General features: G+C 50.8%; 26 protein-coding genes. All 26 read right to left on the bottom strand.

The genetic code is table 11. The features are described from left to right. Positions 1–38: 38 nt before the first annotated feature. The 26 genes from NH568_RS17760 to NH568_RS17635 all read right to left on the bottom strand — a co-directional run bounded on the left by NH568_RS17760 (position 39) and on the right by NH568_RS17635 (position 20,062). Entirely contained in the window at positions 39–284 is a 246-nt protein-coding gene (locus tag NH568_RS17760) for a phage tail assembly chaperone (protein ID WP_253049404.1), read from the bottom strand. Between the two features lies 1 nt (position 285). After that, positions 286–1,050 carry a hypothetical protein gene (locus NH568_RS17755; RefSeq protein WP_253049402.1) on the bottom strand — a complete coding sequence of 255 codons (765 nt, stop codon included), beginning with the start codon at positions 1,048–1,050 and terminating at the stop codon, positions 286–288. A gap of 241 nt (positions 1,051–1,291) precedes the next feature. Further along, positions 1,292–1,585: a hypothetical protein gene (locus tag NH568_RS17750; RefSeq protein ID WP_253049400.1), complete on the bottom strand. Its 294-nt coding sequence runs from the start codon at positions 1,583–1,585 to the stop codon at positions 1,292–1,294. Between the two features lie 21 nt (positions 1,586–1,606). Continuing rightward, positions 1,607–2,440: a hypothetical protein gene (locus tag NH568_RS17745; RefSeq protein ID WP_253049398.1), complete on the bottom strand. Its 834-nt coding sequence runs from the start codon at positions 2,438–2,440 to the stop codon at positions 1,607–1,609. 23 nt (positions 2,441–2,463) lie between these two features. Next, positions 2,464–3,021, bottom strand: a complete 558-nt coding sequence (locus NH568_RS17740; protein WP_253049396.1) for a phage tail protein — start codon at positions 3,019–3,021, stop codon at positions 2,464–2,466. Continuing rightward, the gene (locus tag NH568_RS17735; RefSeq protein ID WP_253049394.1) at positions 3,021–4,148 is read right to left on the bottom strand and encodes a phage tail protein I; all 1,128 of its coding nucleotides are present in this window, start codon (positions 4,146–4,148) and stop codon (positions 3,021–3,023) included. The genes NH568_RS17740 and NH568_RS17735 overlap by 1 nt, the downstream gene beginning before the upstream one ends. Beyond that, positions 4,141–5,022 carry a baseplate J/gp47 family protein gene (locus NH568_RS17730; RefSeq protein WP_253049392.1) on the bottom strand — a complete coding sequence of 294 codons (882 nt, stop codon included), beginning with the start codon at positions 5,020–5,022 and terminating at the stop codon, positions 4,141–4,143. Before NH568_RS17730 ends, NH568_RS17735 begins: the two co-directional genes overlap by 8 nt. 398 nt (positions 5,023–5,420) lie before the next feature. Beyond that, entirely contained in the window at positions 5,421–5,846 is a 426-nt protein-coding gene (locus tag NH568_RS17725) for a hypothetical protein (protein WP_253049390.1), read from the bottom strand. A 9-nt stretch (positions 5,847–5,855) separates the two neighbouring features. After that, entirely contained in the window at positions 5,856–7,328 is a 1,473-nt protein-coding gene (locus NH568_RS17720) for a hypothetical protein (protein WP_253049388.1), read from the bottom strand. A gap of 45 nt (positions 7,329–7,373) precedes the next feature. Then, positions 7,374–7,592: a hypothetical protein gene (locus NH568_RS17715; RefSeq protein WP_253049386.1), complete on the bottom strand. Its 219-nt coding sequence runs from the start codon at positions 7,590–7,592 to the stop codon at positions 7,374–7,376. 9 nt (positions 7,593–7,601) lie between these two features. Beyond that, on the bottom strand, positions 7,602–8,789 hold the full coding sequence (locus tag NH568_RS17710; RefSeq protein WP_253049384.1) for a hypothetical protein: 1,188 nt from the start codon (positions 8,787–8,789) through the stop codon (positions 7,602–7,604). Beyond that, the gene (locus tag NH568_RS17705) at positions 8,789–10,765 is read right to left on the bottom strand and encodes a DUF4815 domain-containing protein (RefSeq protein ID WP_253049382.1); all 1,977 of its coding nucleotides are present in this window, start codon (positions 10,763–10,765) and stop codon (positions 8,789–8,791) included. Before NH568_RS17705 ends, NH568_RS17710 begins: the two co-directional genes overlap by 1 nt. Positions 10,766–10,773: 8 nt before the next feature. Beyond that, positions 10,774–11,253 (bottom strand): hypothetical protein, encoded by a 480-nt coding sequence (locus NH568_RS17700; protein WP_253049380.1) that lies wholly within the window; start codon positions 11,251–11,253, stop codon positions 10,774–10,776. Positions 11,254–11,273: 20 nt separating this feature from the next. After that, positions 11,274–12,125, bottom strand: coding sequence for a phage tail protein (locus tag NH568_RS17695; RefSeq protein WP_253049378.1), 852 nt, complete (start codon positions 12,123–12,125; stop codon positions 11,274–11,276). After that, positions 12,110–12,946 carry a baseplate J/gp47 family protein gene (locus NH568_RS17690; protein ID WP_253049376.1) on the bottom strand — a complete coding sequence of 279 codons (837 nt, stop codon included), beginning with the start codon at positions 12,944–12,946 and terminating at the stop codon, positions 12,110–12,112. The genes NH568_RS17695 and NH568_RS17690 overlap by 16 nt, the downstream gene beginning before the upstream one ends. 69 nt (positions 12,947–13,015) lie before the next feature. Then, on the bottom strand, positions 13,016–13,375 hold the full coding sequence (locus NH568_RS17685) for a hypothetical protein (protein ID WP_253049374.1): 360 nt from the start codon (positions 13,373–13,375) through the stop codon (positions 13,016–13,018). Positions 13,376–13,385: 10 nt separating this feature from the next. After that, positions 13,386–14,108, bottom strand: coding sequence for a hypothetical protein (locus NH568_RS17680; protein ID WP_253049372.1), 723 nt, complete (start codon positions 14,106–14,108; stop codon positions 13,386–13,388). Positions 14,109–14,110: 2 nt separating this feature from the next. After that, complete coding sequence (locus tag NH568_RS17675) at positions 14,111–14,665, bottom strand: phage tail protein (protein WP_253049371.1); 555 nt, start codon at positions 14,663–14,665, stop codon at positions 14,111–14,113. Between the two features lie 7 nt (positions 14,666–14,672). Further along, positions 14,673–15,395: a phage tail protein I gene (locus NH568_RS17670; RefSeq protein WP_253049369.1), complete on the bottom strand. Its 723-nt coding sequence runs from the start codon at positions 15,393–15,395 to the stop codon at positions 14,673–14,675. Then, the gene (locus tag NH568_RS17665; protein ID WP_253049367.1) at positions 15,388–16,377 is read right to left on the bottom strand and encodes a baseplate J/gp47 family protein; all 990 of its coding nucleotides are present in this window, start codon (positions 16,375–16,377) and stop codon (positions 15,388–15,390) included. Before NH568_RS17665 ends, NH568_RS17670 begins: the two co-directional genes overlap by 8 nt. Before the next feature lie 71 nt (positions 16,378–16,448). Beyond that, complete coding sequence (locus NH568_RS17660; RefSeq protein ID WP_253049365.1) at positions 16,449–16,811, bottom strand: hypothetical protein; 363 nt, start codon at positions 16,809–16,811, stop codon at positions 16,449–16,451. A gap of 10 nt (positions 16,812–16,821) precedes the next feature. Continuing rightward, positions 16,822–17,403, bottom strand: coding sequence for a hypothetical protein (locus tag NH568_RS17655; RefSeq protein WP_253049363.1), 582 nt, complete (start codon positions 17,401–17,403; stop codon positions 16,822–16,824). A 42-nt stretch (positions 17,404–17,445) separates the two neighbouring features. Beyond that, complete coding sequence (locus NH568_RS17650) at positions 17,446–17,712, bottom strand: hypothetical protein (RefSeq protein WP_253049361.1); 267 nt, start codon at positions 17,710–17,712, stop codon at positions 17,446–17,448. 33 nt (positions 17,713–17,745) lie between these two features. Next, positions 17,746–18,303 (bottom strand): phage tail protein, encoded by a 558-nt coding sequence (locus NH568_RS17645; RefSeq protein ID WP_253049359.1) that lies wholly within the window; start codon positions 18,301–18,303, stop codon positions 17,746–17,748. A 15-nt stretch (positions 18,304–18,318) separates the two neighbouring features. Next, on the bottom strand, positions 18,319–19,230 hold the full coding sequence (locus NH568_RS17640; protein WP_253049357.1) for a phage tail protein I: 912 nt from the start codon (positions 19,228–19,230) through the stop codon (positions 18,319–18,321). A 10-nt stretch (positions 19,231–19,240) separates the two neighbouring features. Next, positions 19,241–20,062 (bottom strand): baseplate J/gp47 family protein, encoded by an 822-nt coding sequence (locus NH568_RS17635; RefSeq protein WP_253049355.1) that lies wholly within the window; start codon positions 20,060–20,062, stop codon positions 19,241–19,243. Positions 20,063–20,122 lie beyond the last annotated feature (60 nt).

Here is a 20,122-nt window from a genome sequence, read left to right as displayed (position 1 = left end):
GAGTCAGGGCGGGCGACGTGCCCGAAGATGGCGAGTTGTTATAGTTCAGGTTTTTCAGGCCAAACAACATCTTCAGGAACAGAATAGGTCTGAGGCAAATCTCTCAAAGCCTGACGATATATCTTCAAGCTTTCAGGTACCGTACCTTCGACCTCCTGATATTTTACAACCAGCCAGTCGGTCGAGTGCAGGCGTGCATCACGCATTACTCTGATGGCATGCCACTGACTTTGCTCTTGCAAAATGTGCTGGGGCATTTGAGATTCATTTTCAAAATTTTCCATGTCACACCTCCCAACTAGGTTTGTTATGAGTGATACGTTCAACACAAGGTCTGCCACGAAATGATGTGTACTCACTGCTGACGCTAATTGATCTGGCTGCTCCACAGTGGAACCTTGGATCAACTTTCAGTGTCAATCGTGCGATACCAGAGTCAGCGCCCTGGCCAATTTTTCTAAAGAACACGGGAATGGATGTGCCTGTAAGCGCTTTGTCTAACGGGATTTCCCTTTCTGGATTATCAGGTTCGGAAATAAACACACTCAAATGACCATCCCGAGATACATTTTTCACTTCCATGATCCCTGAAACACAGTCCTGAAATGAGGTGCCTGTGATAATCAAGTGTTCATTGTACGAGGCAAACATACCTCTGTGAGTGATCATTATTTCGCATTTGAAATAATCGCCTGTCGCACCAAACCCACCACCATTTTGTGCATCGAACTCAAGTAAGTTGATGTAGTAAGGATCAAGCGGAGCCGCACAGTATGGGAATTCCGCATCAGGCCCATCAGCTGCTGCGGTATATCCGCCATTACCCAGCATTGTTGAAAAATAGAAGCGCTTTACGTTTCCCTGCTTGTGCACTTGCAGGCCATTCACAAGCTCTGTGTAATCACTCTTCCAATCATCAAACTCTGCTTTTGCCTGCTGTAAACTGGCGTTTATATTATTGCTTTGCTCAGCCACCGTTTGACAAAGAGCGTTGGCCCGCACGGCCACATCGCTGAGCCGCTCAGTCGTAGTTTTATTGTCCGTTGACATAGTGTCTCCTGTGAGCCTTGCCTGGTATGGCAAGCATGAAGGCGGCATACCAGGCCGCTATATAATTCGGGTAATAAAAAGGCGTGCAAGACGCCCGAGGAAGAATCTGAAGCCTTGAGTTAACTTTCTCAAGCTTAGGTATATCTTACTGATTTCCCTTAGGTAAAACCGGTCAATTCTGACCGGATAAGGCAAAAAAGAAAAAGGCACACCGTCAGGTGCCTGCGCTCAGGGCGGTGCCTCAGGAACCTGGTGTTTGAGGTAAAGGAAAACGCGCTTTAATTTCGGCCACTTTATCCAGCCAGGCCTGCTTGGCCGCCTCAGTCTGGTCGAATTGCCACTCCATATAGAGTGGATCTGATTCACGCAGATAAGAAAGCCGGCGATACTCCAGGGCTTCTTCGTGCTCAAAGCGAAAAGTCAGCGCTTCAAACGGTACATTTAGCTCATTCATTATCAGAAAATGGCGGATCTGGGCCTCGTTCATCAGCTCTCCCACAGTCGCCAGTACAGTATCGTTGTAAATTAATTGCATGTGTTGCTCCTTGCTTACTGATTAGGCTGTAGGGGTTTCGAGATCATTAACTCGTGAGCTTAGACTTTCGATACTACCGGCTAAGCCTGCAATATCACTGGGCCTTACAAACTCCGGGTAACAGCCCCAAACATTGTTTTCCAGGTTTACGTATCCAGATACTGAACCATACAAACAGATCAGTGCTTCGCCTGTCGAAGACGAGAGTGACAAGCCCGTATGTGGTGTGTAAAAAGCACCATTTGGCGAATTCGCAGCCTGTCGGTAAGCATACAACTGCCACCCGTCGTCAAAGTTGGTTACAGGGTGTAAATCTCCATTGATCTGCCCCTCAATCACCTTGATATAGCAGCCTTTGGTGAGCGCCCCCTGCTCATATCCGTTGTAATAGGTATTATCTAACCGAACAGTTTTACCTGGGCTGGTTTTCCATTTAATCCTGAGGATATTAAACTTCTTATTAACGTATCCACTGTAAACATGGCTTCTAAAACTGGCACCCACCCCATTTCCGGTATGATCTGTATCGTGGTCGCCGGCGCTACCATATATTGAAGCCTCCCTAGTGACTTCGAACGTTTCCAGACCTATGGTATTGAATCCTTTTATTGCACCACTGCCCAAGGGTTCCATCTGCTGGTTACGGCTCAGCAAAATATGAGATTGCTCACCACGCGCACCGGCAATGTAATTTTGAATATCCTGATGCGCCTGCTGTTTTGCAGCGTCCATCTCGGCTTTTTTGGCATTGACTGTGGCATTAATATTACCCGCATGATCTTCAACGCTCTGACACAAAGCGTTGGCGCGCACAGCCACTTGGGTTAACAACTCAGTGATATTGTCTGTTGACATAATAAATCCTTAAAATTCCTGTTTTACGCCTGCTCTAGCGCCACTAAGCGCCATTCCTGATTGATCTGACGGTGCATGGTATCTATCTGAACCAGGGTCAGTTCGGCCAGTTCGTTGTCAAGGATCAGGTTGAGGTTATCAACACCAAGTTTGACCTCAACACTTTCGGAGGGCAGCTGGGTCAGACTCAGAGTGAGCCACTGCAACACCTTAACGTCTGGCGTGCGGTACCCAAGCGTGGTATTGGGCTTAGAATACACGCCCAATAAAATCAGTTTGGGCTGACCATTTGCCAGCTTTTCGCCGGAATCCAGAAACACACCAATTTCGCCAATGGCGTATTCCAGCGGCGCTTCGAATTTGGCGGCCACTTTCAGGCTGCTGCTTTCACCATCGGTGTAATCCGAATCGGCAATTTCCACCAGCTCTTTTTGAGAGCGCAGCGTAGTTTGATTTTTTGACGGGGTATAGCTTGCGTCCCCAAAGGCCATGTGGCTGATCTGCCCTTTAAAGCCTTTGGCGCGTGCGGACAACAGCGCATCCAGCCCCACTTGAGTAAATTGCAAGGTTAATGCTGACATTAAGTCACTCCTTGGAAATGAAAAGATTGAATATTCAGAGTATGACCCCCTGAAAACAGCGCCAACTCGCAGGTCGTCGGGTCAGGTGTTATACCCGAGCTTTCTGCCACAATATCAGCGCTGTTCAATGAGTGAAGCAGTGCACAAGATGTGATCCCGCCCTCAGTTCGGTCTGGCGTAAGGCCTTCACCTTGTACACACCAACGCTGGCAATTGAGCAAGTGTCCTGCCGCTGTGGTTGCTACTGAGCCCTGTGTCGGATCCGGCGTAATACCCAGGCCTGTTGCTTCATGATCAATCAGGTTAAGCGGTGCTTGCACAGCCCCAACAGGTGCCACAGACTCGCTCAGTGCAATGCCCAGCTGTAAATCGACATGTATGGCACCACGCTTAACCGCGTTGATCACCCGGCGGATTTTCTTCAACATCTGAGGTGTCAGCAGTCCTTGCTGATGGTCGTCCAAATTCTGATTCACCAAAGCCCACACTTTAATCGTCCCAGGCAGCATGACCTCATCTGAGGGAGTGTCCGCTCCTTCGGACTGCCACCATTCCCTGATCTCAGTAGCAATGTTTAAACTGTCGAGTGCTTTTTGCAGCGCGTAGGGCGTGCCTTTATACTGGTGCACCGCAAAAGCGTCGCGGATCACCTGACGTTTTAGTGTTTCTGACCAGGTTTCATCCCACTCATCCACCGACATAGCCCAGGCCAGCCAGGGCAACAAAGGCGCAGGGCACAACATGGGATCCCAAATGGCACGCAGTAACAGACGAATATCCTGTAAAATACAGGCATCCTGTAACGCACGTCGCCGCGCTCTGCCATCGAGATAACTTTCCCAGTCGGCTATTTTTAAAGCCTCTGCAAGCGCCGGTAACATCTCCGCTGGGCAGAGTACGTCATCCCACAGTACGGTGAGTAGCTGGTAAATATCGGCCTGATAAAAAGCGGCTTCACTGCAGGACGTTAGCTGCCATTTTTCGGCTAACCTTTGTCGCTGCTGTTCGCTCAAAGCCCTGATGTTCAAAACGTTAAGCAGCAAAGACCGTATTTTGTCGGGCCGCGAGAATTCGCTTTCAATTGCCCGTACCAAAGGTGTTGCATTACTGGGAAGCAGCTCATTCATGATTGACGACTACCTCTACTTCATAATGCTCGCACCAGGATGACTGAGTATGTGTCACGGATATATTTGACGCTGGAGAAGTCAGATTGACTTCATCCACGCCCTCCAGGTGCAAAGCTGCGAACAGCCCTGCCCGGGTTACTTTTTTGCCGAGTTTCTGTCGGCTGGCAAGATACGTTTGCATTCTTTCCACAGCGGCCTGGCGGATTGCTTCGGCTGAGGGCCCGGGCAATACAACCAGCTGTGCTTTGACTGTGTAAGGCACAATCTGCGGGGCATTCACCGTCACCCGATCACCCAGGGGTCTGACTCGAGAGGCTTGCTGGTGCTCCCATCCCTGGGCAGCAAAGTGTTTGGCTACTTTGTCGAGCAGCGCCTGTGACGGTGTACCATTGCCTTCTGTACTGAGAACAGTCAGTACAATCTCACAGGGCGCCGGACTGTGAACTGTGACATCACGAATGGCCGGGTCGAGAGACAAAGTATGAAAGGCATAAGCCGATGCACTGCCTGCGGTATTTAAGCCATCAAAGGCTAATTGAATACGCTGACGAAACCGGATATCGTTTTCACCCTGGTCACGCAGCAAGTTATAGCGGGATGCGATGGCATCCAGGTCTGCGCCACTGGCCGTTGCCAGCATCACGCCTTTGACCGCATCATTTACCTGCTGACTATTCAATACCTGCTGGTAGGCCAGGGTTTCCAACAAGGCCGTCAGCGGGTCGCTTTCCAGTTTAAGGGCATCGGCATACTGAGGATGAGACGCTAAAAAACGCTGTTTGATTTCGTTTAACTGGTGCTCAAAATCCACATCCTGTAACAGATCCGGCATGGGCACCCGGGACAGGTCTGGTGTTGCAAATTGGCTCATCTCATCCTCGTTTGTTGCAAAAATAAAAAACCCGACTTGGCACCGCACAACACAGCACCGCATCGGGTTTATCACGGGAAGTCTGTTTTTAATCTTTCGTTAGCTTTCTCAAGCTTAGATGTATCTTACTGATTTTCAGGGATTAAAAACGGTCAACTTTGACCGGTTTAAAACCGACACGCTAATTCCACAAAGTCTGGGTATAAAAAAACCACCGCTCATCAATATGAGCCGGTGGTTTTTAACTTGCGGAATCTTACAGCTTCGCAAAAGCTGTCTTTATCTTTTGACTTAGCTTTCTCAAGCTTAGGTGTATCTTACTGATCTAAAAGGAAGAAAACCGGTCAATTCTGACCGGATTGGACTTTTTCCTACCTTTTTATGCAAATAGCCTGGTATCACACCTCAGCTTTGAAGGAAAATTCGTCTAGCGTTTCAATTGATGTCAGATCCGCGACCTGTAACTCCGCCTCATCACTTCTCTGACGCAGCGCTTCACGCTTTTCCAATTCGGCCTTATAGGCAGCGTTTGCCTCAGTTCTTTCTACCTCTGAGCCACCCAGGTGCGCAAGCTGCACTCGCTCATACGCTTTGGTGACACGCCACATCTGCGCTTCCAGACAATCATACACAGCACGTTTGATCTCGCCGATCATCACGGTCTTGCGTGAAGCTATGGCTTCTTCACTAAGGTGCGGCGGCTGGTAACCTGCAATAAAGGTGGCCACAGACTCATCATTCCAGGCTTCACCCGTCTGCGGATGCACCAGCCAGTAGTTTCCTTCGATTTTCATGCCTTTATCGGCAAAATATTCGCAACTCATGATCTCTCCTTAAAATGCGCGACAGGTACGGCCGAGGCCGTAGTAATTGTGTACAAAGTGCTCATTCAATATGCCAACCTGACTATAAGGGTTCATACATCCAATCGCCGTTGACATGAGGCCCGGACCATAACCCCCGTTCTCTGGTTTCGAACTATAAAAATACATGCCCAGTAGTTCACCTGCCATACTTTCAATTGCTACGGTAACTTCACCACTACCATTAGTGGTGTTAGACGTTGTCGACGCCTCTGTGCTGCTTGCATAGAAATAATTTACAGGTTCTAGTTTCAGATCAGCGGTAAATCGGTAATGGGCACTGTACGTACTCCCACCCATTTTTACTGTATTATTAAAAATACCGAAAAAACCAAAATAGCTTATGTTTACTTCACTCATTTCAGCTTCAGAGCCCTGCATGCGCCTTACACCTTTAGGGTGTCTGAGAAAATGATGAATGAATTTTACGGTCGTAAAGTCGCCCGCATCGACGTACGCTTGTAACTCGGCCTCGTTCGCAATGGCCGTTGTGGTGATTACGTTTCCGTCCCGGTATTTCTCAATCAGTAAAGACGTATTTTCGTCTACCATCACCAAACAATGTTTCTGGTTATCGTACAGTGCTGCTACATCAGCATAGCTATGGTTGGTTATTGTCTCGACGCCATATTGATCTGTTGCATTCAGATTTTGTTTTGGCTTACTCATTGACGTAAAGCCTTGAGAGCGCACGTAAATCCCACCATAGTTTGCTACCCCAGTAGCTTGTGAGTCCTGTGTGCTGTATACAATGTCGTATTCTATGTCCGCAGAATTGTCTTTACTGCCCAGAGGTAAATAGGCACTGGCACCATACATGTAAGTCGTGCTTGTCGGGTTTTGTGCAAACGCGTTTGTATAGACATAGCTGCTATGCGTAGTGCTTTTACCGCTGCCATCAGCGAATAGCTTTAAATATTCGAGCCTGCTTTGCTGGGAGTTGTTGTTGTACGCGTAACTTGGCCTGACTAAAAACGTTTCACCACTGTGATCATAAACCGCAAATACAGAAGTCGAACGCGCCAAGCTAGCTGAAGTGCTATTTGTTTCAATCGAATTAATCCCGAACAAAGGTCGTATCTGATTAGTAAAAGCCCGTCCCTGCAATGTCTCAACCCGCGCCAGGCTTGGTGCCATGGTATCCAGCTGATCCAGTTTTGCCGCTTTACCTTCAAGCGCGGTGCCATTGTCATTGAGTGTCTGTGCTGCTTGTTGCAGGCTGGTTTGGCCGACCTGAGCCGCCTGTTGCAGCGCCGTGGTGGCATTGTCTATATGCGATTCAGCCACGGCCACAACAGCCTGCTCCAGTTTTTCGTTGTCGGTCAGTTTAGTGATTGCATTACTGACCAGCGCCTGCTCTTCGGCGCTGAGCGGTTGTTCGCCTTGCATGTCGGCGACCAGTTTGTCGACCATGACCTGCACGGCAGTTTGTATACTTGCCATAAATTCCTCGTTGAATAATGTAGAAAGTAAATGAAGGGGCCTGCACTAGAGCGCAAGCAGGGGCTCACCCAGCAGCTGGTTCAGGCGACTGCGGCGCAGCTTTTCCTGCACCGCCTGATATTGTTGCTGTTGAATCTGTTGTTGCTGATATAACTGCGTGTCTACTGCCGTCAGGGCATCAGCCAGCCGCGAGACATCCTGCTGTAGCAGGTTGTCCGGGTGCGGCAGAGGCAGTGAAAAATGCGGGGTTAGTGGGTTATTCATACCGCCTCCTTAGATAGAAAATGCCCGCAAAGCGCGTACTCTGGGGCGCTCGGTATGGCTACCAGACAGCAATAATTTGACCCGGGCACTGCGCTCGGTCAGGTTATCCAGCTGATAGTGACACAGCTGCCAACCTTCATCCGCAGCCTGTGTCGATTTCAGTGGCACCTCAAGCCAGGCGTCGCCCTGCTCAATCAAGACAGTGACTTTGGCCACGCCGGGCAGCTGGGCTTCAAAACTCACTTTCAGGCTGCCATCCAGTTCACAGGGAATAGCCCGGGTTACGTAATCAGCCTGCTCTGCGACTTTGCCCAGCGCAGCCTGAACGTTTTCAAACAACACCGGAGACTGAGTCGCCGTACCGGTCAGTCTGGCGCTGACACTGAGTGCTTCCGTAGCTTTGTTTGCAAGTCGTACAGACTGCAACTCCTGTAAGCTGAATGTGCCTGTACTTTCACCAGAGAACTCAAGTTGCAGCTGAGTATCACTGCCAGGGCGCTCAGCAACGGCCAGCGCCAGCAAGTCTGTGTGGCTATCCAGTGCCACCTCGCCCAGTGCAACCTGGCTCTCGGTTTGCGAAAAGCGCGCTGCTTTAAGGCGAAACGCCAAATCGCGGTTCTGATGCGGTGTCCAGGTTGACGCATTACTTGAAGACAACAATACTCCTACCTGATAGGGCTGACTGGTTACCCAACCACTTTGGCTGTCAAACTTACCCAGTTCAGCAATCGCCACTTCATGCTCGTCACCGTCCGTGAGCACTACTATCGCGTACTCTTCGCCAGCATTAAGCGACACCGGCGTAAACTCGAACAAGGTCGACTCGCCACCGAGTTTGATGTCGCTTTGCTGCAAAGTCGCCTCCGCCAGTACGGTCTGGTTAGGGATCCCCAGCTCGGTCTCGCGGATCTGCACTCGCACCGCTTCCTTGCCGGTCTTTTTAAACCACAACTCCACAGCCGCAATAAAGCGACGCTCTGGCAAAGTAAAAGTTTGTGCCAGCGGATCGTAGCGAACCGTCACGATTGAGTTGATACGTCTGACCGTTTCGCTGCGGATGGTCGCATTACCGGTATAACGGGCCTGCCCCACCGATCCCATGGCGCCACTAAAGCGCACATCTTTACTGCCCACCGGTACATTACCGGGGATCAAAAATCGGCCACGTACCTGACCATTATTATCTGCCTTGATCATTATGCCTCCTGAGCCTGAACACTGATCCCGTCAAAGGTCACCCTGTCCAGGGTTTCCTGTGGGCCAAATCCGGAGATGGTAAAGTTCACCCAACGTGAACGCATAAACTGAGCCTGACGCGTGGTTCGGCTCAATACCTGAGTGCTGGTGCGTGTGCGGGTTAACCTGCGCAGGCCTCGGCCAATATCAAAGCGCCGGGTAATTGGGCTAGTCCAGCTGCGGCTTGTCTGAGTCCAGTGATCGACACTGGGTGACAAACGCACGATGGCTGGAATAGGTTCCACCGCCTGATATGGATTGACCTTCATGCTGCCGGTTTGCTTGGTTTGCGCCAGCACGTCTTCGAGCTCATAGGGTAAGGTCAGCACATTGCCTGTCGGCAAAGGCAGTTCAACGATATCAGCACTTAAGGGCAGAATAAGCTCACCATCGACAATGGCCGCCGTTTGTTCAATACCTGCATCGCGCATATCATCGTCAATAAAGGGGTCGACAAACACTCCAAACTTGCTGGAAGACTCTTCACTATTGGCGTCATTACGCAGCCGCTCAATCGCCAGCAACTGATACAAATCACTGATCTGAGACTGCATTTGTTCCAGCTCAGACATAGATACCGCTCTGACAGCCAGATTTTCAATTTCCGGCGCCTGCTCGGTAAACCAGCTCTGACTCACCTGCGCCAAAGGTAAATGGTTGGCTGGTACCTTTGGTGCTACGGGCAGTTGGTGGGCCGGTTGGCCTTTAATACGTTTAAGCTGGCCAAAGCGGTCCAGTACCACTAAGTCAATACGCGGTCGATACCATTGATAGTCCACAGTGATCAGTGCATTCTCAACCAGCTCTCCCTGTGGCTGTTGCTTTTGCAGGGTAAAACCAAACTCATCGGGTTCCACTGCAACCTGGGTACGAAAGCGGTAACGCACCTCAAACTGACTGCCCGGTGCTGGCTCTGCTCCACTGAGCTGCCAGCTGATGTGATTGCGCAAAAATAGAAAATCGACCCCGGCCACAAAGGTGGTCTCACCCTGAGTGACACTGAGGATCTCCAGCACCGATTCATCTGGCAACAAATCTTCACCACCAGCCAGCTGAGCACGCGTCAGTGTGGCGCTTTTTTCGATGCTGACATTCACTTCTTCTAAGGCTTTCACCGGGAAGAAATCCAGGTCAACCCGCATACTGCGTGTGTCGTCACCCGATGTCGGAACACTGATAAAGGCTTTAGGCTCTTCCCTGACAGTACCAATATCCGGGTCCCAGTCAAACGCTGCGCTACGTGCGGTATCAAAGGCCACTTCATAGCCCTGAATATGCGCCTTCCCTTCTTGCAGGCTGAATACCTGCTGATCGGCTTCGCGGTCACGATAACTCAGCGCCATGCCTTCAACGACATAACTGCCACCATTGGCTTCACGGTCATAGCGGGCCAGCGCCTGGGTCACGGCATCCAGCTGAGGCGGAGGTTGCTTAATGATCAGCACCCCATCTTCAATGCGGTGTACCGGATAAAACGCGTTTTCTTCGGCCAGGGCGTCGTCTCGCAAACCCCACTGGCAATGCTGCTGTAACCGGGCTGCACCAGGTTCGTCGTAGTTGAGCGCATTAACAGCGGGATCTCTGAGCGATGGATCTTCCACTTCCGTCACCACACTGCGGGTCAGCCAGACACCAATATCCACACCGCCTTGCAACGCAATGCTAAGTGTGGCTGCTGGCAGGTTTCTGATATGACCATCCAGATAAACCTGAGCAGCGCTTAGTTGCGTCTCACCCGATTGTGTATCGATCACCACATCGCCGCCAGACACCAGATCGCCGTCTTTTAGCAAAACATCGGCAATGTCTTTAACCTGATGCTGAACCTGAGACTGCAGGTCATTCAGTTCCCGGCTTTGCAACCCTCGTCCGGAGCGAAACAACAGCCGCTCATAACCATTGGCTTTATCATAATTGTGATAATAATCCTGTAGCATGGGCTCTCCTAAAAACTCATCACAAATTCAAAACTTTCCCGCACCCCTGGCTCTCTCACCAAAGGGGCACGATGGTCCAGCAACAACAAGGTTCCCGGTGATGCGACTTGCTCCGGCGAAACATAGACCTGCCCTGTTGCCACATCGGCTGTGAACGTGGTGCCAGAAAAGATCCCCAGCTCACGAATGGTCTCGCCCTGAGCATCTTCAAAATCAAAAACAAACTGACAGTAAACATGGCGTGTTGGCTCTGCGCTATGGCGATAACGCGCGCCCTGCACTTCGATGTCGCCCTGCTCATCCGGTTCGCAAAACCCTTGCACTTTGACTTTGCGATATCCCAGTGGGTCGGCCAGATGCGCAGCACTGATTGGCTCGGATGGTGGCGTTTGCCAGTTGCCATCACCACGGCCCCATGCCAGATAAAGTGGGGTTTGGGCCACACTGCGTGCAAGCAGGGTCCGCCCGTTAAAGGTGAAAATAGACAATGTAACTCCTTGTTTAGAGGTTAAGTAAGTGAGTAATGACACTGGACAAGCTGAGGTGTCTGACTGTGTGACCAGCTCACCGTTGACCAGCTCCCCTGCCAGAGTCCGGGTTGGGTATGGATGTGACTGGCAACGTTACGTTGATGTGAAATGCCAGCGAGAGGCTGACTGGCTGGTGGCTCACTGAGTACCAATGAACCCAGGCGACTGCTATGGACTTGACCCCACAATTGCCCTCGCTTGCGAATTACGCCATTCCCGCTGTGTGCGGATATATCAGTTCCATCGCAGTGGGAACGCTGACGGGACAGCCTCACTTGTTTGCCATCTTGCAAGGTGTAGCGAAAGCCGGACTGGTCGCTGAGCAAATCGCCAAACTGACCTGACGAAAGTGCCAGTTCACGAATATCGAGCTGATAGGTAACCCTCACCAGCTGGCTTCGAGCCGGCGCACTGAGCTCACTCAGCTGTGCCAGCCGATTAAGTTGCCACTCACCAGGGACACTATCGAGGTGTAACTGATAACGATAAAAATGCCGCAGTGATCCAGACTCTTCAATCTGCAATAAAGGCACACCAAGCCAGCCCACTGCCATAGCCAGGCTGGCCCGCGTGCCGCGGATCCGCTGCCAGCTCAGGCCCTGCAACAGCACCTCATCCAGATTGTCCAGATAAGGCTCCAGCGGATCCAGGCCATATTCCCATACCAGCCAGGGCAACAAATTGGGGTTGGGGTGAGACTTAAAGCCTCTCAGCAATGAAATACCAGCTTCCAGTGTCTGGGTGAGTTGTCCGTGCTGATCCAGCGCCCATTGCAATGTGGTGTGATTAGGTGGCACTAAGGGGGTATTCGGGGTTAAGTTTTCAGACATAAGCTTACCTGCTTAAGCTGAACATATTGATTTGCCGCCACTTCGACCAAAGAAGCAGGGGTATGGATTTCAACATGCTTGACGCCTGCAACATGTAACTGAGCACTGAGCCAGCTGGGTGTCATTACCGTACCCAGCGCCAGCTCTGTCTGCCACGCGGCACGTAGCTTAGCTTCCAGCTGCTCAAACACTCGTAGAGGCGTATTTGAGTTGAGATAGATATCAGCATGGACATCCACCTCAATGGCCTCTGCCAGTTCGACATCCACTGTATCGGTCAGTACTTTAACTTCATCACTGAGTACATAGCTGCGTACTTGCTGTAATGCCGCTGTCGGATCCTGGTCCGCATGAAATAACACCGCCACGCGTACCTTACCGGACTCGGGACTGTCTACTTCCACATCACGGATCGCACTGGGCGCAGCGGTCAATGCTGCGTTGCGATAATGATCTTTACTGCCCGCCGTACTGGATGCCAGAGTCTTTTGCCGGATCCGTTGACGGAACCCGCTGTCTGCTTCACTGGCAGCCCGTAAGACACCGTAAAACAGCCCAAGTTGGTCCAGATCAGCATCCTGCGCTGTTGCCAGCAAGTTGGACTGCACAGCTTCATTTATACGCTGTCGTAATAACAGTTCGCGGTAACTTTCGACCTGCAAGCATACCGATAACGGATCGCTCTGCAGGGCCAATGCGTCGGCATACTGCGGCGCAAGGGCTTTAAACCGCGCCACCCGCGCCTGATAAATGTCTTCAAATTCAATAGATTCTAAAATATCGGGCGCAGGGAGCGCCGTAAAATCGAAAAGGTCGGTCATGGAAGGCCTCAAGGAGAGTGTACTGGCAGCGCCAGAGGCTGCTTTTGAAGTAGTTCAAAGCGGCAATGATTAGGGTGCCAAAATCTCAGACACACCTTTAGCACGGCTTTGAATGTCAGATAAAACCACCTCAGTCCCTTTTTGCTGATACGGGAAATACAGAACACCAGAATCAACCTGTTCACTGATTGTACCAATAAGGTCAGTGCAGTCTTGCGCCGAGGCTTTAATATCATCCAGAGAGTTTGCACTGGCAATCGAAGATACTAGCTTGGAAAACTCCACCAGTAACAGGTGCGCCGTATCTGAGGTAGTGCCTAACAGTGACTCATTGTCGCCTACTTGCAGGGTGATTTGACCTCGCTTGACCTGCTTATCCAGGCTTGCCTGCATTACCAACTCTGCTTCTGGGGTTGGAAATTGTTCCATTTCAATACTCCTATACTTTGATATGCGGATAGTTAACAACGCGGTCTACAGCAAACGTGGCATAACCAAATTGGGTTATGTTTTGCAAAGGCCGGGGATCAGATATTTGCGTACTATTGCTGTTTATAAATCTTACAAACAACACTAAGTAAGGGTGCAAACCTGAAATAGAGATACAAGGAATAGTAAGCATTCTCGGCGTAGCATCCCAATAGCCAGTTTTAAGTAAAACACTTCCTTGTTCGTCAAGCATTTGATTTATTTGCTCACTGGTTGCTTTTTCATTCGCTAGCACAAACTGCATCTGTGTAACGCTCCAGTCCTGATCATATTGAACGGGTTTTTCATAATAGCCCGGTTCTTTCATGTAGGAATTGGTAAAGTGTGCTCTTGTCAGAGAGCCGACACTGGGATATTGGTAACAACCAGTGGTAACAGGCACTTTCTTCCATTTGGAGATATGCTCCTGACCTTCCTCGGCTTGTATTTCCAGCGAGCTCTTTGAGTGAACAAGCCGATCATAATAATTGATACGCATGTCCGAATGACTGGCAGCCAGGTTAGCGATGGCCTGGTCCATACGTGCCTCTGCACTGGCGACTGTGGCGTTAATCGCGCCCATTTTTCCAGTAACGGTTTGGGTCAGCGTGTTGTTTGACGCCACCAGCTCTCCATTGGTTTGCTGCAACGCTGCGATACGCTGATCCAGCGACATAGTTTGTGAATTACTCATAGTTACACTCCTAGTTCGAGTAAACGGTCGTTAAATTGAATTTGTCTGTGGTTTGACTGCAGCTGGGCAATCGCTATATTTGTTTGCGCTTCTGCCATGGCCACAAATTCGGGGGTATGAAACAGGTTCAGATCCCCGCTGGTATTGACGGTCAGATGCTCAAAGGGCACCGCCGTTAATGTCAGGTCAAAGCCTTGTACAACGCGGGCAACCGGAGTCTGATAGAACAGTACATGCTCCGGATGCGACCAGATGGCAAACAGGGTTTTCTGCGCATCATCAGAGTGATCGTTCAGATAAAAACCTACTTCACGAACCGCGTATTGCGTATCATCGGTAAATACGCCAGACAAATGAAACTGGCCATCGCCGACCACGCGACCATCGGTGACCGGCACATTGTTGCGTTCATTTTGCAGGCGCGTCTGGGTGCGATTGGGCACATAGCCTTTGTCACCGACGCCGATGCGCCCGATCTCTAGTTGAATGCCATGGGTTTGTGCATTCACGGCGGCGTTGATCCCCGCCTGGGTAATAATGGGTGTATAGATACTCATAGGTTGCCTAAACAGTTGTCATCATGACCTGTTGCAGCTGTGTCGTGGCCATCCCATTGGCCACCCACACAGCGCTATTCAGTTGCATCTGGGCAGACTGATCTAAGCGGCTTGTCGACACAGACAAAGACTGTGCAGCCCCTGACAGGTATGTTGATGAAGGTGAAAAAGAAAAATCGTATTGTTCAGACCACTGCCCCGTCTGAGCGCTCAGTGAGTTTGCGCCTGAAGCCAGACCAAGCGTCTTATGTTGCATCACACCAACACTAAACTGGATCTGACTACGACATGGTTTAGTGGCCGCCACGGTTTGCCATAGCTGGGCCTGAAGCTTAGGCGTTAGTAAGGTGTTGCCTTGCGAGTCGAGGTTATCATTGGCCAGTGCCAGTAACTCAGCACTGTGCGGTACGCCTCCGGTTTGCCACCACTCTTGCAACTCGACACTGGCATTCAGGCTGTTCAGAGACTGCTTAATTGCTCCAACGGTGCCTTTGATCCTGTGATTCGGCACACTGTCGGCAATCACCTGACGCTGAATATGCTCGGGCCAGAGGCTGTCCCAGCTATCCACGCTGAGCCCATCGGCCAGCCAGGGCAAAAAATGCGCAGGACAACGCCACGGATCCCAAATTTGCGAAATGGGCACAGGCACCATAGAAATACGACTTCCGGCCTCATCCAATGCCTGCTCAAACTGGCTCGCCTGACAGGGCAACAGTGATTCAGACATGCTCACCTCCGATGTCGACTTCAATCGCGGAGCAATACGCTGCCTCATCCTGCCCAACCGTGATGTCCCACTGTGGTTCCAGTAACTCTACCCGTTGAACACCTTCGCGGTGCAGCACCGCATACAAGGCTGACAGCGAAATGTCATGGCCGAGCTTACGGTGTTCAGAGAGCCACTCTGAGGTGATGTCTAATACCTGCTGCTTGATAGCATCGCCATCCATCCCCGGATAAAGATACAAGCGCGCGTCTATGCTAAACGGCTTGATAGTTGCGGATTTCACCCGCACCCGGTCGGTCAGCGGGCGGATCTCATCTTGGTTGAGATAGGTCTGGACTGTATCCAGTAAAGCCGACGACGCGAGACCGGTTCCCTCATCACTGAGAATGGTCACTGCCACATCACCCGGCATAGGTTCGCTCAATCCCGCATTTGATGTACAGTTCAGTACAAATGCGCTTGTTGCAGTGGCGTCAGCCACCGCTGAGCGCTCAAACTCAGGCGCGGATACATACACATCTCGTACGTTTGACGATGCTTTCAGGGCATGAAACACATAGGCGCCGGCCGGTCCCGCAGTGCTGAATCCTTCCAGCGCCAGACGAATTCGCTCACGATAGCGCTCATCACTTTCATATTGAGGTGGTGCAGGCGAGGTCGCAGAGGTATCGCCTGCCGAGAGCATCGCACGGCTGACACCAAAGCGCGCGCCCAGGTAATCCAGCTCAGCGCTGCTGGCTTTGGCCAGTAACACCGCTTCGGCCGCCTCATTAATGCGCTGCCTTAAGAGCATTTCCCGGTAAGCAAATGCCTCTATGAGCTTTATGGCGGGGTCACTGGCATAATCCAGCCCCCCGCCGTCATAACGCTGTGAAAAGTCCGCCACGATGGCGGTTTTTATCTCATCAAAGCTCAGCGCCTCTATCAGTTTTGGCGCAGGTAAACGTGCCATATCTATGGCACTAAAATTGGTCAGAGACATAGCAGCTCCTGATATTACAAATGTGGAAATAAAGGCAAAGGGCAGCGCAAAAATGCGGTGGGAAGGCAAGGTTACAGCAGGTTGTTTACACCATTGGCACGGTCAATGATCTCCTGTTTAACTGTGTCCAGTCCTTTGCTTTGATACGGGAAGGTCAGCTCACCCGTTGCCACTTTCCCTTCAATATCGCCAATGGTGGCTTTCAGTGAAGTCACTGACGCTTTCACGTCAGCCAGGCTGTCTGCTTCTGACAGTTTGTTAACAAAGCCACTGAGTTCATTGAGTAAAATGTGGGAAATATCGGTGGCAGTGCCAACCAATGTGCCATTGTCACCGACATAAAAATGGATTTTATTACGTAATGTATTTTTTGCCTGTGCCAGTCCATCCCCTTCGGTAAGCAAAGGCCTCTCAACTAAACTATTATCTACCATTATGTACTCCTTATAATTGCTCGTCATCAGATTCAATGACGTTAATATCACCAGCTCTAAACAGTCGACCGTTGCCGACCAGCATTGCATCTACACTGAAAGTCAAGAAGTGTTTTTGCGTGAAAGATAAACGACAATAAACATGGTCATCACTGCCCACGTAAAGCGTTGGCAAGTGAGTTCCGATAGCTTGCTCTTTAATCAGAGCCCCATAGTTTTTATGAGCGTACCCAACAAAAGTTGCGTCGACTACCTGTGCTTCGTGATATGCATACCCTCGTACCTTAAGGTGAAACATCTCATCCGTAGTTTTTACGTTCAGGGGCAGGCGCAAATGTATAGTCGTTGGACCTGTTCCACTTGAAAAAAAGTTTGCAACACCAAACGATAGAGTTCCTTTTCCCCCGTCACCAATGACCGTTAAATCATCTAAAGAACTATCCACTCGGGCCTTTTGTTGTGCAACAAAGTTATTCACTTCCGTCATTTTGCTGCTAACGGCGCTATCAATACTCTGAATTTTGTTATCTACCGTGCTGGTCAGCGCTTCTGAGGCTTCAACCAGGCTGGCAATATCGTGTTCTAATGCCATACATCTCTCCGTTTAAAATTGGAATTAAAAAGTTAAGTAAAATTAGGTTCTTGGAAACTGTGCTTTAATGGTGTTGCGTGCGCCCAGCCAGCGTTCACGGGCTTTGCCAGCCTGCGGGCTGTGTTCGCCGTATTCAGCGCAGGCAGCCAGAAACTGAAAGGCCTGGCCATCGCTGTGTTGCTGATAAGCCTGCATACGGGCGGCATCCACCTGCGCCTGGTGTTGCAGTGCTTTGGCTTGTTTGAGTAATTTAATGGCCTCTTCAGCCAGTTGTTGTGCCCGCTCAGGAGCCGTGTTGTATTGCGTCATCGTGATGCCTCCTTGTTTATTCTGCTCAGGCGCCTAAAGCACGCCCTGATCCATCAATGCAAATTTCAGTTTCAGGTGACGATGCATATTGCCAATTTGTGCCTTGCCCATTTTGGCAAGCTCAGGGGCGACTAAAATATTGAACTCAACTCCCTGGTCGATCACCGTGATTGAGTCCGAAGGTACGCCCGTAAGGGCCAGATCAAATGCCAGCAGCAATTCAACATCATTGGATTTATAAGCAATAGACTCGGTCGGTGAGGAATACACGGCGAACAACACATGCTGAATTTCGCCATTGACTTCCTCTTCGGTGTAAAAACCGATTTCATTAACGAAAAAGCCCTCTCCTGCGATCGGCTCAGCGTCACGCACCGTCAGATGTAACTGCTTGCCATCAGCCAGGGTTTTGGCACTGGCCAGATCCAGTCTGTACTTTTCATCCTGTAAACGGGTGATCCCTTCATGCGGCTGATAGCTGCCACTGCCCAGACCTACTTTGCTGATTTTGGCTTTAAAGCCACCTTGTTGCGCCCTGAACAGCGCCGATAACCCGGCCGAGGTGATCACGGGTTGTAGTAAAATGCTCATTGTTAAAAAACTCCTTTACGCAGAAACGCTAAGCGTGCCGTAGCAACGCACAGCACTCACCCGGCGGCGACTGATGTGCATCACCGCAGAGGCGCAACTGCGACTGTTAATAAACTCATCGGGAATACGCTGATCTGTCAGCCCTCTGAAACGAACAACCTGCACAGGCTTACGAGTCATGCACAATGCCTGACGTAAACCACATTGCCAGATCCGGTGGCGCAGTTTATCCACTGCGCTGCGGTGTCTGAGCACCTGATAGCGCGCGCGTGATAAGTTGCTAGCCACCGACAGCCCAACCTGGCTATCTCGCTGTTTGGCTTTGTCGCCAATACACGGCTCGACCGCCCCGTACACACGCTTGTGTGTAACCGGATGGATAATTCCGCCCACCGCCTTATGACTTGCCATTTTTATCCCAACCAGGAAATCAAAGTGGGCCTTTTGCGGCTTGGTCTGATTAGTCACCCGATAAATGGCGTCATACAGAGCCTGATCGAGTCTGATAGCCCGGCTGGTGTAAGGCAGCGCATTGGCCCAGGCAACAAAAACAAAGGTATGTGGCTCTTTGCTCAGGTATGGCGCCAGATAGACATCGTCCGTCTGTTCAAACCATTCGAAAAACTCAAGCTCCAGGCCAAGAGAGGACAGCGCCCGCTTCACCGCACCGACTGTGCCCTTGTGTTTATGGATTGGTACTGAGCGCGCGATCAACGCCCGTTTGGTTTCCACCGACCAGTTTTCGTCCCACTCATCAACCGACAATGACCACGCCAGCCAGGGCAACAGTGACTCCGGACAGTTTTGTGGATCCCATAAAGTGGCTATGTGCTCTGGAATGATGCCTCGTCCATCAGACGTCGAGTTCAGTAAGCCTCGCTCCAGCGCGCTCGACCCGGGCGGCAGCAACTTTGGTGTTTCACTCACAAACACACTCCTAGAAAAAACTCAGCTGTAGCGACAGGCTTACCGCCTCAGTCACGCTGGGCGTAATATCATCAGCCGGAGACAACAATTTAATTTTGCGTACGCCACCCTGATGCAACATATCGATAATGGCTGAATGGGGGACCTCTTTACCCAGGCGGGTGTGCTCCTGATTAAAGGCATCCAGTGCCATATCTATTGCGAACCTGACCTGAGCTTCACTGACACCTGGATTAAGGTAAAGATGTGCCTCAACGAGCGTGTTTGTGGGCCTGACTACCGAAACCTGCACCTGATCGGTTAGCGGACGAATATCCTCGTGATTTAGATGCGCAGACACCGCCGCTTGCACTGATGCAGTATCACTCCCGGATTCTGTTAGCACCGTAATATCTACCACGCCCGGTGTATTGGACTGTACATATACATCGCGCACTCTGGCGTCGGCCGACATAGCCTGAAACTGATAGGCACCGGCTGTACCTGCCATGCTGTGACTTTCCAGCGACAATGGTACTCGGGCACGATACCTTTCATCACTTTCCCCTTCAGCACGGCTCACCCCAAACAAGGCGCCCAAATGATCCAGATTACTGCCGGCGGCAAAAGCCAGCATCACAGCGTGGGCCGCGTCATTTACTCTTTGTCTGAGCAACAGCTCACGATAAGCGGCCACTTCCAGCACTTTCACCGCAGGATCTGAGGCCAGTAAAGTCTGCTCGGGTATCTGATCCGTCAAAGCTGTCATCAGCTGTGCACGGATCTCCTCATAATTTAGCGTTTCTATCACTTCTGGCGGTGCCAGGCGTGACAGGTCAATCGCAGTGTTCATAGATTTTTCCTCTGGCACAACCATCCCTTCCTGTACAAACATACCCAGGCAGATGCGTTG

Source organism: Pseudoalteromonas sp. XMcav2-N (genome assembly GCF_024124545.1).
In the GTDB taxonomy this organism is placed as follows: Bacteria; Pseudomonadota; Gammaproteobacteria; order Enterobacterales; family Alteromonadaceae; genus Pseudoalteromonas.
This window is presented reverse-complemented; position numbering and strand designations above follow the sequence as displayed.